Consider the following 15913-nt stretch of genomic DNA (forward strand, 5'->3'; position numbering starts at 1 on the left):
ACTGAACTCCTGGTGTATAACGTTACATAAAGGCGTTATATCTCTGGACTTCAGACTAAAGACTTCCGACTATTTAACTGTCTTACGTCTGTTCTTAATGTAATCTTCAAAAATGTATTCGCCTAAGCCTGTTAGTGAACTGTAAAAGGCTCTTCCACCGTTAATTTCTGTAAACTGGCGGACAAACTGTTGTAAATACGGGTCTTTAGCAATCATAAATGTCGTGATAGGGATTTTTAACCGCTTGCATTGAGCCGCCATGTTCAGGGTTTTATTAATTACCTTCCTGTCCAAACCCATACTGTTTTTATAGTATTTACCATTTTCCTTCAGGCAGGTTGGTTTTCCATCCGTGATCATAAAAATCTGCTTGTTGTGCGTTTTTCTACGACGGAGTAAATCCGCAGCCAGTTCTAAACCTGCGTAGGTATTGGTATGGTATGGTCCAACCTGTAAGTAAGGCAGGTCTTTCACGCTGATTGGCCAGGCATCATTTCCAAAAACAACGATGTCTAAAGTATCCTTAGGATATTTCGTTTTGATCAACTCTGCCAATGCCATTGCAACCTTTTTGGCGGGCGTAATCCGGTCTTCACCATACAAAATCATCGAGTGCGAAATATCGATCATCAATACTGTCGATGTTAAGGTTTTGAAATCCTTTTCCTCCACTTCTAAATCGCGGTCGGTTAAAGTGAAATCGCCAATGCCATGATTAATCTGTGCATTTTGAATAGAAGCCGTCATATCGATCTGGTCCAAACTGTCACCAAAACTATATTCTCTTCTATCGGCATTTTTCTCTTCACCAATACCCGATTGGTTACTGTTGTGGTTGCCCCGCCCAGATTTTTTCAGTTTCCCGAAAATCTCGTCTAAGGCAGATTTTCGGATCGTCTGTTCTGTTTTAGCCGTAATCTTAAATTCTCCAGATTGATTATCTTCGGTTAAATAACCCTTGTCTTTCAGGTCGTCGATAAAATTACCGATGCCATAATCGTTATTGGTTAATTTATATTGTTTATCGAGCTCATTCAGCCAGCTTAAAGCCTCTGCCGCATCTCCTGCCGTATAGTTTAGCAATTCGCTAAATAATTTCAGCAACTCATCGAACCCACCTTTTGGCGTATCGCCAGGCTTGTAATCAGAAAAACGAAAACCTCTCATGTGCTTGTATTAACGATTTACCGAAGATAAAAGTTTCGTTTTGTATTAATTTAAGCGCGGTGTCATATTTGGAAGGCGGGGAAGGGGAAAATACCAATGTGGGTTGAACTGAAAATTACCAACCGACAACTGTCAAATTGATCCGGGCGTTTCGCCATGCTGCGCAAGCGGCAGGCTCATTCAGGGCTGCGCTGTGCTTCGGTACCGATGAAGATCTGTGAAACAAGCAAGTATACCGTAATTAAATAAAGGCAGATGCTTACCGGCACTGAACCCTTTCAAGCCAATGCAACCCCACCGTTCTAATAAACAAGCGGCCTTATATGTTTTTAAAACCCATAGGGCCTGGGATAATTAACCCAATGCCATATGGTAAATTTTTTTATTATAATCAGGATTTGCACCAGGCTGAGAGGCTACAAATGCGCCCACTTTGCAGGCATTATCCAAAATGGTTTCCATTGGGTAGCCCTGTAGGTAACAGGCAATAAATGTGGCCAAAAAAGCATCGCCAGCACCAACGGTATCGGCTACCTGAACTTTATAACCGGCGTGTTTAAACAATTTGCCATCTTTTAAAACACAGGCACCCTTATCGCCCAGTGTGAGGCAGATGATTTCGATATTAAACTGGCTGGAAAGCTGTTTTAAAAGTTGTTCGTCCGTATTGCCCGTTAAACCAAATGATTCTTTAACCCATACAATTTCATCCTCGTTTATTTTTAGAATATCTGCTTTTGCCAGAAGTTCAGCAACTAAATCTTTCCCGAAGAATGGAGCGCGTAAGTTGATGTCGAAGATTTTGGTCTTCGCGTGTTCTAGAAGTGCAAGAATAGTTTTCTTAGATTGCTCCGCCCTGCAGGTTAAACTGCAGTACACCAAAGCATCTGCCGCTTTTACAGCCGCTACGTTTTCGTCAGTTATTTTGATCGCATCCCATGCTACGGGCTGTTTAATGGTATAAGTAGCCTGATGTTTTTCATCCAATTGAACCACAACGGTACTGGTTGGTAATCCGGTATTTACTTGGATCAGATCTGTTGCAAAATGGTTGTTGGCTAAAAAGTTCAATAACTCCCTCCCATTATCATCATCACCAACAGCACTGATAAAATTACTTTCTATACTTTGTTTGTGTAAATTAAGCGCAACATTCATGCTTGAGCCGCCGGCTTTTTTTCCTTCCGGGAAAACATCCCAGAGTATTTCGCCAATTGTGATTACTTTATTTTGCATAGTAGATTTATAGATATGTAAATAAGGAATTTTTACCCATGGAACAAAATAATTTGTTTCATATCTTTAATTTTTACCTTAATTTAAATCATCATGAAAAAGATACTCGTAATTGCCCTGCTTTTATTGTCATTTGGTGCATTTGCCCAGAATGCAAAAGATAAACAGGCTATACTCGATCTACTCGAAAAACAACGTACCGATTGGAATAAAGGCGATGTTGAAGCTTTTATGCAAGGTTATGTAAAATCAGATAGTTTACTTTTTGTAGGTAAAAGTGGTCCAACTTACGGCTGGCAAAAAACGTTGGATAATTATAAAAAAGGTTATCCTGATAAATCAGCGATGGGTTTTTTGGTATTTGGGATAAAAAAAGTCGATTTTCTAAACCCGGATCTGGCTTTTGTATTGGGCAGTTGGAATGTTAAGCGCGAAAAAGACGAACTTAAAGGATATTTCACGCTTTTGATCAGGAAAATAAATGGAGAATGGAAAGTAGTTGCCGATCATAGCAGTTAAGGATGGAAGATATGGGATGGAAATGGATGAACTGAATCGTCATGATGAAACACAACTCCATAGTCTTCGTTTGTCACAAAGTGATGCCTATATAACAACCGGACTTCTTGCGATCAGCACTCTTAATGCTGTATGTAAGTGTAATAGCGATAAAATCCCTTTGTCATGCATCCCCGTTGCAAACGGGGATGATTTCAGTTTATTTTACTCGCCTAACTTAAAATCCTTATAGTAATAATCCTTGTCAGCATCCGTTAGTTGACGGATTACCCTGCATGGGTTTCCTGCGGCAAAAACATGATCTGGAATATCCCTGGTTACAATACTACCTGATCCGATTACCACATTCGAACCAATTTTTACACCTGGATTAATCACCACATTGCCACCGATCCAAACACTGTTGCCGATGGTAACTTCCTGTGCCCATTCATATTCCTGGTCTCTTAAATGTGCGTGCATGGGATGACCTGCCGTATAAATGGCTACGTTTGGTGCAATGAAAACGCTGTTGCCAATACTTACCTTCGCACAATCCAGAATAACCAGGTTAAAGTTCGCGTAAAAATTATCGCCGATTTCGATGTTATAACCATAATCGCATCTAAATGGCGGTTCCACATAAAACATCCGTTCTGTTTTTCCGAATAGTCTTTTTAATAACTCTTTACGTTGCTTGATAAATTTCGGCGCGAGGTTATTAAACTCAAAAACGATTTCACGTGCTTTTAACCTTTCCTTTGAAAGTTCTTCGCCTCCCGCCTGATAGGCCTTGCCTGCAAGCATTTTTTCTTTTTCGCTAAGTATGTTCGTTTCCATTATAGTGTCTGATTTTTGAACGTTGCTAAAACTAAAAATTTAGCACACAATAATAGCAAAAAAGGGGCTATCGTAACCGATGCCCCTTTGTATTTTTAATTTTCAGCAATTTTTACGGTTTGCCTTTGGCTAAAGCTCTTTCAGCAATTTTAACTGCTTTTTTCTCTCTCCAATGGGCATATTTTTCTTTGAAAGTCATTTTGATTAAACTATCGATAGCGCCGTGGGTAAATAAACTCCAAACACTCGCCACTTTACGGGTAATCGACTGGTCCCAGGCCCTTAAGCTTAACGAGAATGAGCCATCCAGGTATTTCATCCAGTGCCACATGCCTGTAGGCATAAATAAAGTATCGCCATGTTCTAGGAAAACTTCATAACCTTCTACGCCGTTTAGCGCAGGGAATTTTTCGAAATCAGGGTTGGCTACATCGTAATCTTCTAAAGCATAGGTTGCATTTGGTAAGCAATACAATCTATCTTTCCATTTGTTATCAAATAATACAATGTGTTTTCTACCACCGAAGTGGGTATGGAAAATATGCGGTAAATCGATATCGTAATGTAAAAAGGTTACCGAGTTGGAACCGCCAAAAAACATAGCAGGCATACTCTCAATAAAGCCACCCATTAAATCTTTAGGGATTTTTACATCGTTAATTAAACTGGGTACTTTTTTAAACAGGTTAAAAAAGAATATCCTCAGTTCAGTTGGCTCGCGCTTGATCAGATCAAGGTAATCGCCGAATTTCATGTGTGCGGTAGCCGCATTAATCGGTTTTGATGGATCTGCCTTGGAGTTATCGTAAAGTGGAACTTCCAGCTCGCCACCAATTTGTTTTAAATATTCGGTCGTCCATTTTTCTCTGGCAGGCCAATCTTTAGTAAGGCCCCTGATTACTAACGGACGTTTAGTTTTCAGATAATTTTTCTTAAAATCTTCGGGAGTGATGCTCTCTACGATATCAACAGGTTTTAAAATGAAACTCATGCGCTTAAAATCGGTTATTTGTGCCGAACAACAAATGTGTAAATTTTATTTTACAAAATTGATGTTAACAGGTAAATGTGACTAAAATCACGTAATCTAAATTAGCAAATACTTAACAATTTAATAATTACGCTTCAACTTTATTTTTAACAATTTCAGCATAAGCCGCATCCCATAAATCAATCCTTTTCTGTAAGGCCTGTTTTGTAGTTTCTTCTGCTTCAGCCCAAAAGGCTTCATCTTTTTCGCAGAGCTTCTCCGTCATCGAAAGTGCCAGGTGGCTATGGTGATCGCCATCTACTTCAATATGGCGTTCTAAATAATATTTAAAAATAGATACTTTATCTGCTTGCGTACTGTTTAGGTCATTTACCATGCTGAAAAACATGTTTGGAATTAAATCCTCCCGTCCGAAAGTAAAGCTCGCAGCTTGTAAATGTGTTTTGCCACTGTTGATAGTTTCGAAAGTGGCATTAACAAAATCTTTGGCACTGGCGGGCACATTGGCTATATCGAAAGCTTCATTAAAACTTTTGCCATTTTTTAGCCCATTTAAAAAGGCGTTAATCGGCTTTGTGTTGGCCCCACATTGATCCATTGCGTCTAAATACAATTCGAAATGACTTTTAATCGCTCCATCTGCATCTACATCTGATTCTTCACCAGCCACAATCTCATTGATCAATTGGCGGGTAACCGGGTCGCCAACAGGAAACCACGGAAGGGTAGTGCAGGTTAAGTTAATCTGTAAGGCCTTCAGCAACGACATGAAATCCCACACTGCAAAAATATGGTGTTCCATAAAAATCCTAAGATCTTCCAGTTCGTTAATGGCCGAATAAACTTTATGGTTAATGATCTCTTGCCTAAGCGGCTCTATTTCTTCCTGGATTTTTATAATGTTGGGATGCATATTTGAATTTTGTGTTGGGCGTTTGGCGTCCATGCCTGATCACCCTATTCAAGGGTGTCTTTATTCTTTTGTTTATTTCGGTAAATTTTTCTCTAGTGCCCTACTTGCTCTCTTCATTGCAAGTTCTTCTTTCCAGTGCATATACTTCTCGCGGTAGTTTGCTTTCATAAAGTCGTCAAATTTACGCTGTAAAGTTAAGTTATACAAGCTTTTTGCCTTCACTGCCCAGCTTTTGTCCCATGCCCTTAAACTAATCGAGAACGATCCGTCCAGATATTTCATCCAGTGCCAATAACCGGTAGGCATAAATAAGGTATCGCCATGCTCCAAAAAGGCCTCAACCCCCTGAACGCCTTTTAATGCTGGGAATTTATCAAAATCAGGGTTTTCTACATCATAATCTTCCAGTGCATAAGTGGCATATGGGATCTGATATAAACGCTCTTTCCATTTATAATCGAATAAGATGACGTGTTTCCTGCCGTTGAAATGGGTGTGGAAAATATGCGCCAAATCAATGTCGTAATGCAAAAAGGTTACCGACCCCTTTCCGCCAAAAAACATATTCGGGTAACTATCTAAAAAACCACCCATTAAATCTTTCGGCGCGATATAGTCTTCCAGTAATTTAGGTGCAAATTTGATCGGATCGAATAGAAAGATACGCAGATCCGTTGGGGTTTCTTTAATCAGATCAATATAATCGCCAAATTTCATCTCAGCAGCTGAAGCATTAATCGGTTTTGAAGGGTCTGCTTTCGAACTGTCGTAAAGTGGAACCGTTTTATCACCTACCACCTCTTTCATGTATTCCATTGTCCACTTTTGGTAGGCGGGCCACTTTTTGGCCATGTTTTTTATAACCAAAGGTTTACGCGGTTTAAGGTAGTTCAGCTCGAAATCTGATTTAGATATGTCTTCAACTACATCTATCTGAGATAAATTGAATTTCATGTTAAATAACTATTAATAAAGCAAAATTAAATAGTTAAAAAACACAAAACATTACAAAAGCAAAAACTTGAAGAAAGACTGACAATTCATCATAAAAAGTCAGAAAGTATGACTTGAAATAAATAAAAAACGTTCTTGCGATTGAGCAAGAACGTTGATTTTACAATCACAAAGGGCGTGATGTATGTATTTAATAAGGATAGCTTTCAAATATTATTTTGGCATTAAAACAGTGTCAATTACATGGATCACACCATTTTTCTGATAAACATCAGCAATAGTAACTGTGCTCATTCCACCTTTTTCATCTTTTAATACTAATTTTTTACCTTCCATCCAGGCCCAAAGTTTGCCACCTTGTACTGTTGTCAGTTCTGCTTTGCCACCACCATCTTTAATTGCTTTTGCGATTGCTTTGCTATCCATTTTGCCCGCAACAACATGGTAAGTTAAAATAGTTGTAAGTGTTGCTTTGTTTTCTGGTTTAACCAAATTGTCAACGGTTCCGGCAGGAAGTTTATCAAACGCGGCATTTGTTGGCGCAAAAACGGTGAAAGGACCTGCGCTTTTTAAGGTTTCTACCAAACCGGCTGCTTTAACTGCAGCAACCAAGGTAGTGTGGTCTTTTGAGTTTACGGCATTGTCTACAATATCTTTAGTTGCATACATTGCTGCTCCACCTACCATTGGGTTTTTTTGAGCGTAAACTTGAGTGGTGAATGCCATTGTAATTACGGCAAATACGGATAAGATTAAATTTTTCATTATTTCTAATATTTAAGTTTCTGTTATTTGATTCCATTTACGACGGCTTACAGATACTTGGTTTTTAGAAATGAAAATTATTATTTAATTTGCTGATTATTAGCGTTTTAATTTTACTTCTTTGTTTTTGAAAAGGTGCTGTAGGAGTTCTTCGGAAATAATAGTCCCGCTTTTCGCTAAATCTTTTGGCTGTTCATCAACTACGTTCAGAACGACGCCAATAGGATATCGCTTCAATCGCGTTTAGATAAATTGCGTTCGTCCATAAGTAACTCCTTTAAACTTCGCTGGTCACGCTTATCGCGCACCACCAACCGCTCCTTTAGCTCACCTTTGCGGTTCTCACTTTTTTGGAAAAAATCTTAGGGAAAAAACGCTTTAATAATACGGCTCTGGTTTCTTTTCCACCGATATAAACTTCTTCTTTTTTGCTTTTAACAGCTTGTACGATTTGTTTCGCGCAATCGGCGGGTGTCATCGCGTTTTCATGTGCATCGCCCATTACATTTAGTGGGTTTCCATCACCGGTAAGTGCATTGTAGGTCACATTTGTTTTGATAAAACCCGGACAAACGATGGTAATATCGATGTTTTTGTCGTAAACTTCCGATCGGAGAGAATCGAAATAGCCATGCAAAGCATGTTTTGATGCTGCGTAGGTAGAGCGGAATTTTGTGCCAAATTTTCCAACGAGGCTACTGATTGCAACAATTTGTCCGCCACCATTGGCGATCATTAAAGGCAGAACGGCTTTGCTCAGTACAACTGTTCCCCAAAAATTGGTATCCATAATCTGTTGTTCAGTTTGCAGATTGGTTTCCAGCGCTAAACTTCTCTGGCTTACGCCACCACTATTAATCAGTATATCTATTTTGCCAAAAATACGGATCGCATCGGCAGCTTTGCTTTCGAGTGTTGCAGTTTCGCTCAGATCGAATGGCAATACATGTACATTAAAAGAATTTTGGCAGTTGCCTTTTACACGAAAAAGCTCATCGCGGTTTCTTCCAGAAATAATCAGTTTGTCGCCAGCTTTAAAATATTCATATACCAGTGCCTCGCCAATACCTGATGATGCGCCTGTAATCCATACAATTTTTGCCATAAATATATAATTATTGAATTAGAGAATGATTGAATGAAAGAATAATGGACTTGGGTTGTAAAGCATTCTTTCATTCAAAACTCATTCTTTCACTCATTTTCTACGATAAACAATCCCGAAGCAATATGATCGGCAAATAGTTTCCCATTCTGGCTTAAGTGGATTTTATCTCCTTCAATAATCAGCCAATCTTTATCTTCAAAATTTTTGAGGTTATATTTTGTTTCTTCTAAAAAGTCTTTTCCAAAATCGGTATTTATTTTTTGTAAATCAGTTCCCCACATCGTCCGGAGTGAGGTCATGATGTATTCGTTAAATCTATCGTTCAGACTTAATTCTTCCACAATTTCAGGGAGTTTGTTCTGATCTAAAGTTTCGATATACAAAGCGTTATTTGCAGGATTCATGTATCTGTTTTGACCCTCGAAGCCATGCGCCGATGGGCCAATGCCAATATAATCTATACCTTTCCAGTAATTGGTATTGTGTACTGCATAATGGTTTGGTTTGGCAAAATTCGAAATTTCGTAGTGTTCAAAACCAGCTTCAACAAGTTTGTCCATTAAAATTACGAACTGGGCCGCACTTTGGTTATCACTTACAGGCGTTTGTTTTTTGTTTTTGATGGCATGTGCTAAAGCTGTTCTTGGCTCAACAGTTAAAGCATATGCAGAAATATGCGGAACTTCCAGTTCGATTGCCTTCTGGATATTGTTTAACCATTTCTGATCGGTGAGTAATGGATATCCGTAAATAAGATCAAGGGTTAGGTTTTCGAAGCCCGCATCCTGACTTCTTCTGATGCAATCTTCAGCCTCTCTGGCCTGATGTGCCCGGTTCATCCAGATCAGGTCTTCATCATAAAAAGACTGGATCCCTATACTAAAACGGTTAACAGGCAATTGCTTAAGCTCTTTTAATTTCTGAGCGGTTAAATCATCGGGATTGGTTTCGATAGTGATTTCTGCATTTGCATCGACTGAAAAAGTATGGTTAATCGTATCGAAAATCTTTTGTAATGCTATCTGCGACAGAATGGAAGGTGTTCCTCCACCCAGATAAATGCTTCCTACCTGCCCGCTAATCCGATCTTTTTTCATTTTAATCTCCTTACAGATTGCATCAACCATTTCATCAGCATATTTTAAAGAAGTGCTGAAATGAAAATCGCAATAGTGACAAGCCTTTTTGCAGAAAGGAATATGGATATAGATACCGGACATTGGTGCAAAGATAATGAAGTTAGTTTTTCTTTATTGTCATAATATATGACTTATATACGGCAGGTATTTAATATATTAATTTGGGGTTAGAAGAACAATAAAGTAATAACTTTACCAGAGAGCAGTATTTGTTTGAGCGAAATTACTTCCGCATTTCTTTGCTGAAGTAATCCTTTACGTATGTTTTTCCATCTTTATCTCCATCCCAAACGTTTGTAACGGCTGAAATTTTGTGTGGGAGCTCTTTCTGCCTAGCCATCTGGATTTTCGCAATTCTTCTAAAGGTTTTGTTCCATCGCCTTTTGTCCAACTTTTCTGACGCTGCGGTTGTTATTCCAAATATTGGCGTTTTCTTTTTTGAATGGGACATTGTTAAATGCAGTGTTATTTTTCCGCTCATGCTAAAGTTATTAATTAATCCACTTATTTTCTTTAGGTAAACCATGATTATTCGACTACTTTTGCAAATTAAGTTTTGATTTACAGCATGCCGAAATTCATTTTCATCTTGTTCGCGTTTTTATGGTCGGCTACTTTTGTAGCTGCACAAGAAATTCCTGTTCAAACAGATAGTGCAGTGGTAAATCAATATCAGTATAGAAGATACCGGCCAGACTCGGCAACATTAGCCCGACAGAAATTATCGACAGATTCTATTGTTCATCACACCTGGGTATTGCCCGATAGCTTGATCAATAAAAATGCGCTGTTAGATACGATCGAAAAAGAATATCTATTCCCTAAGCTGGATCTATTGGCCTGGCAAAAGAAATATCAGCACTTAAAGAAAAAGGTTAACCCGTATCAGCTTGGTACCAAAATCCCTAAAGGAAATGTAGGTTTATTGGGCTTTATTTTTGGCATGCTCATCATCTTTGCCATCCTGAAAAATGCATTTTCGAAGCAATTATCCGCAATCGTTCAATCATTTTTTAGCAATAGGATCCTGAACAATATCAATAAAGAAGATAACCTTTTTAGCTCCTGGCCATTTTTACTGCTTTTTGTGCAGTTCGGCTTCGTTTTTGGCATGTTCTTTTTTCTTGTGGCGCAATGGAATGATATGTACCAGGCAAAGGATGGATTTAAGTTTTTCTTCAGTATCTCCATCACCATCATTGCTTTTTACGCACTGAAACTGATCCTTTTGCGTTTTCTGGGTTACCTGTTTAATGTTCAAAAACCGGTAGGGGAATATATATCCATATTGTACCTCAGTTACTTTAATGCATCCTTACTATTTATCCCCCTGGTGGTTGCTTTTGCGCTATCACCACTTAAATACGGATTGGTATATATCGTGTTGGCCTTCTTATTGTTAGGCATAATTTTTGCGTTTCAATTGTTGAGGGCGGGAATTACAATACTTTCTAATAATAAGTTTTCTAGAATGCATTTAATTTTGTATTTTTGCGCCCTCGAAATATGTCCTATCCTAATACTAATTAAAACGATAGGACTGTAGCAGGAAAAAGGAAAATGCAAGAAAAGAACGACTCTAGAATCCGCAAAGTAAAAAGTATTTTGGTTACTTTACCAAAACCTGAAACAGAAAAATCTCCTTATTACGATTTGGCTAAAAAACACAACTTAAAAGTTGATTTCAGATCTTTTATTCACGTTGAAGGTGTGCCCGCAAGAGACTTTAGGAAAGATAAAATTAATTTAGCCGATTTTACGGCGGTTATTTTTACCAGTCGTAATGCAGCAGATCATTTTTTTAGAATATGTGAAGAGATGCGTTATGATGTGCCGGCAGAATTAAAATATTTCTGTCTTTCTGAGACTATTGCATTGTATCTTCAGAAATATATTCAGTATAGAAAGCGTAAAATTTTCTTTGGTAAACAAACTGCAGCAGATTTGGCGGAAGTATTGAAAAAGCATGCCAATGAGAAATTTTTATATCCTTGTTCTGATATGGCTACAGAAGACACTATGAAATTTTTAGAAAAAAGTGGATATGATTTTACCCCTGCTGTTTTATTTAGAACAGTAGTGAGTGACTTATCTGATCTTGCTGAAGTTTTTTATGATGTTATTGCATTTTTTAGCCCGTCGAGCATTCAGTCTTTGTTTAAAAATTTCCCGGATTTTAAACAGAACAATACACGGATTGCAGCTTTTGGAACAAATACCAGTAAAGCCTGTACCGACATGGATCTTATCGTGGATATTGCTGCGCCAACCCCAGGTGTGCCGTCAATGACAATGGCGATTGAGAATTATATCAAAATATCTAATAAATAATACATTCTATAATTTATTTTAAGTCAGTGCAATAAAAGCGTAACTTTACTGTTATTTAGAGAGTTACGCTTGTTATAGACAAAAACGTGAGGTTGTTGAAGGTTTGTTAACGCAACTTTAATTGCCTTTGGGTGATGATTTAACGTAAAATATTTGCTTTTGTTGATAATTTCAGTGATTTTTGATAAAATTGCTCCTAATCGTGCTTTGCACACTGTAAGAAATATGAAGAAAATCTACCTTCTAGCTATTGTAGGTATAACTGTAATGCTAGCAAGCTGTGGTCATGGAGGCCAGGGTGAGCTAGTTGGTGCTTATAACCGAAAATTTAAAAACGATAGAATTCCTCTAGGAATGGTTTATGTTCCACCCGGGCATACAGTACTTGGAGGAGCGGATGAGGATATTACATTTTCTCAGAACCTGCCAGGTAGAATGACTACCATCAGTGCTTTCTTCATGGATCAGACCGAAATCTCTAATGCAGAATACCGTCAGTTTACAAATTGGGTTCGCGATTCGATTGCTATTGTAATGATGGGCAATCCTCAGCAGTTTATGATTACACCAAGAGGTAATGCTGCGGCAGCTGTTGGTGGAAACAATTACATAGACTGGAAAAAAGTTGGGCCAAACGGAGCAAATATCTGGCGCAACAGAGGCAGGGGTGCAGCTGCGGCTCAAGCCAGTCAGTTAGACGGTATGTATTATTCAGGCTTAGATGCGCTGCCAGGTAAAAAAGAACTTGATGTCCGCAAATTTGAATATGCGTATGCAGAGTTGAATATGGAAAAAGCGGCCCTTGGACATAAGGATCCGAATGCTAAACGCCAGGATTATATCGACCGCTATAACATTGCCATTTATCCTGATACAATGGTGTGGAAAACAGATTATTCTTATTCACAAAATGATCCCATGGTTCGTGGTTATTTTAACCACCCTTCTTATGATGATTATCCCGTAGTTGGGGTAAGCTGGGAGCAGGCGAAAGCTTTTTCTCACTGGAGAACCAGATTATATGATGGTGTTGCCACAGCTAGAAAACTGCCTGCCGGATCGAGATCAGATTACAGATTGCCAGCTGAAACAGAATTTGAATATGCTGCTAGAGGTGGTAATACCAAAACAAAATATCCTTGGGGTGGTCCTTACATCAGAAATACAAAAGGCTGTTTACAAGCCAACTTTAAACCTGGCCGTGGAGATTATTCGAGCGATGGTGGTATTTATACTGTTGGGGTAAGATCTTATTTTCCTAACGATTACGGATTATACAACATGGCAGGAAATGTTTCCGAATGGACATTAACGGCATACAATAAAGGCGCTAGTCCGTTGTTGCACGATCTGAATCCCAACTTCACTTATGATGCGGGTGCCAATGATAGCAAATACAAAAAACGCAAAGTGGTTAAAGGCGGTTCGTGGAAAGATACTGGCTATTTTCTACAAAATGCAGTAGCTACATACGAATATCAAGATACCCAAAGATCCTATATTGGTTTCAGATGTGTCTCATCTTACCCTGGTACCGATCTGAGAAATTAAACCAAACTAAAAACTAAAGAAAAACATTAAAATTTTATGGCAGCAAAAAAACAACCAAGCTGGTTGAATCCAGCAATTTCATTTGGAGCAAGTATAGTAATTATTGGAGCGTTATGTAAAATTCTACATATTGGAGGGATTTTCGGGAGCTATGCAATTGGAATTGGATTAGGGGTTGAAGCATTTTTATTTGCTTTAACTGGTTTTTTTCCGCCAGAGCCAGAACCAGCATGGGAGAGAGTTTATCCTGAATTAAGAGCCGATTTTAAAGGAGAATTACCAACAGCATCAGCCAGACCAGCAGTTGTAGCGGCAGGATCTTCAAATACAGCAGCTTTAGATAAAATGTTATCAGATGCTAAAATCGGTCCTGAATTGATCGAAAGCTTGGGCACCGGTTTACGTACTTTCGGTGATAAGGTGGCAACCATTTCTAATGTTGCAGATGCATCAACTGCAACCAACGAATTTACAGGTAAAATTAAAACAGCATCAGCAGGTTTTGATAACCTTAGCGCATCTTTTGATAAAGCTACCGCTAATTTAAAAGCAATGGGCGAGAGCAGTGTAGATTCTCAGGCCTACCATGATCAGGTTAACAACCTGGCGAAGAATTTATCAGCTTTAAATGCGGTATATGAGTTAGAGTTACAAGATTCAAGCGCACATTTAAAATCGATGAATAAATTCTATTCAAACTTATCTTTGACCATGCAGAACTTTAACGAATCGATGGAAGATTCGAAACAGTTTAAAGAAGAGGTGAACAAATTGGCTAAAAACCTATCATCCCTTAATGCAATTTATGGCAATATGCTATCGGCTATGAACGGCCCACGTGTATAATTTGTTTAGTTTTTAATTTTAAAGGGAAAGCTACTTACACATGGCAGGCGGAAAAGAAACAACAAGGCAGCGGATGATCAATATCATGTATTTGGTATTGTTGGCGATGCTGGCCTTAAACGTATCAGATACTGTTTTAGATGCATTCAAAAATATCAACGATAGTTTGGATACCTCTAAAAACAATGTAAATACAAGCATCAATCAGTTATTTTCTGCTTTCGAAAATTCGAAACTGAAAGAAGAACCAGCACGCGCACAGCCGATTTACGAAAAGGCAAAGCAGGCTCAGAAAGCAGCAGATGAATTAAATAACTATATCGAAGGCATTAAAAAACAATTTACCGCAGAAGGGAATGGAATTAATCCTGAAACCGGTGATTTGGTAAACAGGGATAATCTTGATATTGCTCAGCACATCATGATTAACCAAAAGAAAGCTGATGAATTAAAGGTTAAGATTAACGCCACTCGCGAGAAATTAATCTCTTTATTGGATAAGGAAGACAGGGCAAATGTATCATTCTCTCTGGAGGCGAAAGATCCTGAAAGAAAAAGGAAAGGAAACTGGCAGGAAACATACTTCGGTGAAGGAACGCCATTAACCGCTGCAATGACTATTTTAACCAAACTGCAAACAGATACTAAAAATGCTGAAGCGGAGGTTGTTAAAAAGTTATTCGGAAATATGGATAAAGCTCAGGTTAATCTGGATCAGTTTGCAGCAGTTGCAGTAGCACCTACTTCTTACGTTATTCAAGGTCAGCCTTATACTGCTGAAGTATTTTTAACCGCCAGTGATTCGAGGTCAACTCCTGATATTACGGTTAACGGGAATAAATTGTCTGTTAAAGAGGGTAAAGGAACTTATACTGGTGGTACGGGTAGTGTTGGTCAGTTTACCTGGGTAGGTACTATCCGTGTCCGTCAAACCGATGGACAAGTAAAGGAATACAAAACCCAACCGCAAACTTATCAGGTAGCGAAACCATCAGCATCTGTTTCTTCAACTAAATTGAATGTAATTTATGCAGGTATTGCGAATCCATTTACAGTTTCTGCAGCAGGTTTCCCATTAGAAAGTGTTCGTGCTTCTATTTCTGGAGGATCAATGACTGGAGGAAACGGAAACTTTAATGTAAACGTTCCAGGAAGTATGGTTGGCCAGGAAGTATCCATCAATGTATCGGCAAATAATGCGGGTAAAACGGTTAGTTTAGGCTCACAAAAATTCAGGGTTAAAGGTATTCCTGCTCCTGTAGCTAAGGTTGGCGGCCGTGCGGGAGGTGATGTAGCTTCGGTACAGTTAAAAAGTGAAACTGAAATTGAGGCAGATCTGGATGATTTCCCTTTTGACGTAAAGTTTAAAATACTTCGTTATAAATTAACCGTTATTAAACCGCGTTCTGATGCTGTTACCATTCCGGGCAGTGGGGGAAGTTTTGCTGGTGCAGTTAAAGGTGCTATAAACTCAATTACGCCGGGAACACGGGTGTTCTTTGAAGATATCGTTTCTGTAGGACCAGATGGCCGTCAGAAAATTTTACCCTCATTAGCGTTTAGTGTAAAATAAG

General features: G+C 38.6%; 16 protein-coding genes. 6 read left to right on the forward strand and 10 right to left on the reverse strand.

Features of this window, described 5'->3' with window-relative positions; all coding sequences use genetic code 11:
• Positions 1 to 69: 69 nt before the first annotated feature.
• Positions 70 to 1167 carry a vWA domain-containing protein gene (locus AC04Q1_RS10655; protein ID WP_478364411.1) on the reverse strand — a complete coding sequence of 366 codons (1098 nt, stop codon included), beginning with the start codon at positions 1165 to 1167 and terminating at the stop codon, positions 70 to 72.
• A 354-nt stretch (positions 1168 to 1521) separates the two neighbouring features.
• On the reverse strand, positions 1522 to 2403 hold the full coding sequence (locus AC04Q1_RS10660) for a carbohydrate kinase family protein (RefSeq protein WP_478364413.1): 882 nt from the start codon (positions 2401 to 2403) through the stop codon (positions 1522 to 1524).
• Positions 2404 to 2496: 93 nt separating this feature from the next.
• On the opposite strand from AC04Q1_RS10660, the gene AC04Q1_RS10665 reads away from it, so the two are divergent.
• The gene (locus AC04Q1_RS10665; RefSeq protein ID WP_478364415.1) at positions 2497 to 2922 is read left to right on the forward strand and encodes a YybH family protein; all 426 of its coding nucleotides are present in this window, start codon (positions 2497 to 2499) and stop codon (positions 2920 to 2922) included.
• Between the two features lie 204 nt (positions 2923 to 3126).
• On the opposite strand, the gene AC04Q1_RS10670 is transcribed toward AC04Q1_RS10665, so the two are convergent.
• The 8 genes from AC04Q1_RS10670 to AC04Q1_RS10705 form a co-directional block, all read right to left on the reverse strand.
• Complete coding sequence (locus tag AC04Q1_RS10670; protein ID WP_478364417.1) at positions 3127 to 3741, reverse strand: sugar O-acetyltransferase; 615 nt, start codon at positions 3739 to 3741, stop codon at positions 3127 to 3129.
• Between the two features lie 112 nt (positions 3742 to 3853).
• The gene (locus tag AC04Q1_RS10675) at positions 3854 to 4732 is read right to left on the reverse strand and encodes a cupin-like domain-containing protein (protein WP_478364419.1); all 879 of its coding nucleotides are present in this window, start codon (positions 4730 to 4732) and stop codon (positions 3854 to 3856) included.
• 127 nt (positions 4733 to 4859) lie between these two features.
• Complete coding sequence (locus tag AC04Q1_RS10680; protein ID WP_478364421.1) at positions 4860 to 5645, reverse strand: DUF3050 domain-containing protein; 786 nt, start codon at positions 5643 to 5645, stop codon at positions 4860 to 4862.
• A 72-nt stretch (positions 5646 to 5717) separates the two neighbouring features.
• The gene (locus tag AC04Q1_RS10685; protein WP_478364423.1) at positions 5718 to 6599 is read right to left on the reverse strand and encodes a cupin-like domain-containing protein; all 882 of its coding nucleotides are present in this window, start codon (positions 6597 to 6599) and stop codon (positions 5718 to 5720) included.
• A 213-nt stretch (positions 6600 to 6812) separates the two neighbouring features.
• Entirely contained in the window at positions 6813 to 7364 is a 552-nt protein-coding gene (locus AC04Q1_RS10690; protein WP_478364425.1) for a fasciclin domain-containing protein, read from the reverse strand.
• 322 nt (positions 7365 to 7686) lie between these two features.
• Positions 7687 to 8469, reverse strand: coding sequence for an SDR family oxidoreductase (locus AC04Q1_RS10695; RefSeq protein WP_478364427.1), 783 nt, complete (start codon positions 8467 to 8469; stop codon positions 7687 to 7689).
• Positions 8470 to 8558: 89 nt separating this feature from the next.
• Entirely contained in the window at positions 8559 to 9692 is a 1134-nt protein-coding gene (gene hemW / locus AC04Q1_RS10700; RefSeq protein ID WP_478364429.1) for a radical SAM family heme chaperone HemW, read from the reverse strand.
• A 142-nt stretch (positions 9693 to 9834) separates the two neighbouring features.
• Positions 9835 to 10092 (reverse strand): hypothetical protein, encoded by a 258-nt coding sequence (locus AC04Q1_RS10705; RefSeq protein ID WP_478364431.1) that lies wholly within the window; start codon positions 10090 to 10092, stop codon positions 9835 to 9837.
• Between the two features lie 87 nt (positions 10093 to 10179).
• Here AC04Q1_RS10705 and AC04Q1_RS10710 point away from each other — a divergent pair, with 87 nt between their 5' ends.
• From AC04Q1_RS10710 to porM, 5 genes are all read left to right on the forward strand, one after another.
• On the forward strand, positions 10180 to 11157 hold the full coding sequence (locus AC04Q1_RS10710; protein WP_478364433.1) for a DUF4271 domain-containing protein: 978 nt from the start codon (positions 10180 to 10182) through the stop codon (positions 11155 to 11157).
• A gap of 14 nt (positions 11158 to 11171) precedes the next feature.
• Positions 11172 to 11942, forward strand: a complete 771-nt coding sequence (locus AC04Q1_RS10715) for a uroporphyrinogen-III synthase (RefSeq protein ID WP_478364435.1) — start codon at positions 11172 to 11174, stop codon at positions 11940 to 11942.
• A gap of 225 nt (positions 11943 to 12167) precedes the next feature.
• Complete coding sequence (porK, locus tag AC04Q1_RS10720; protein ID WP_478364437.1) at positions 12168 to 13493, forward strand: T9SS ring complex lipoprotein PorK/GldK; 1326 nt, start codon at positions 12168 to 12170, stop codon at positions 13491 to 13493.
• A 36-nt stretch (positions 13494 to 13529) separates the two neighbouring features.
• On the forward strand, positions 13530 to 14339 hold the full coding sequence (gene porL / locus AC04Q1_RS10725) for a type IX secretion system motor protein PorL/GldL (RefSeq protein ID WP_478364439.1): 810 nt from the start codon (positions 13530 to 13532) through the stop codon (positions 14337 to 14339).
• 40 nt (positions 14340 to 14379) lie between these two features.
• The gene (porM, locus tag AC04Q1_RS10730) at positions 14380 to 15912 is read left to right on the forward strand and encodes a type IX secretion system motor protein PorM/GldM (RefSeq protein ID WP_478364441.1); all 1533 of its coding nucleotides are present in this window, start codon (positions 14380 to 14382) and stop codon (positions 15910 to 15912) included.
• Position 15913: the final 1 nt, after the last annotated feature.

The sequence above is a fragment of the Pedobacter humicola genome, from assembly GCF_056490705.1.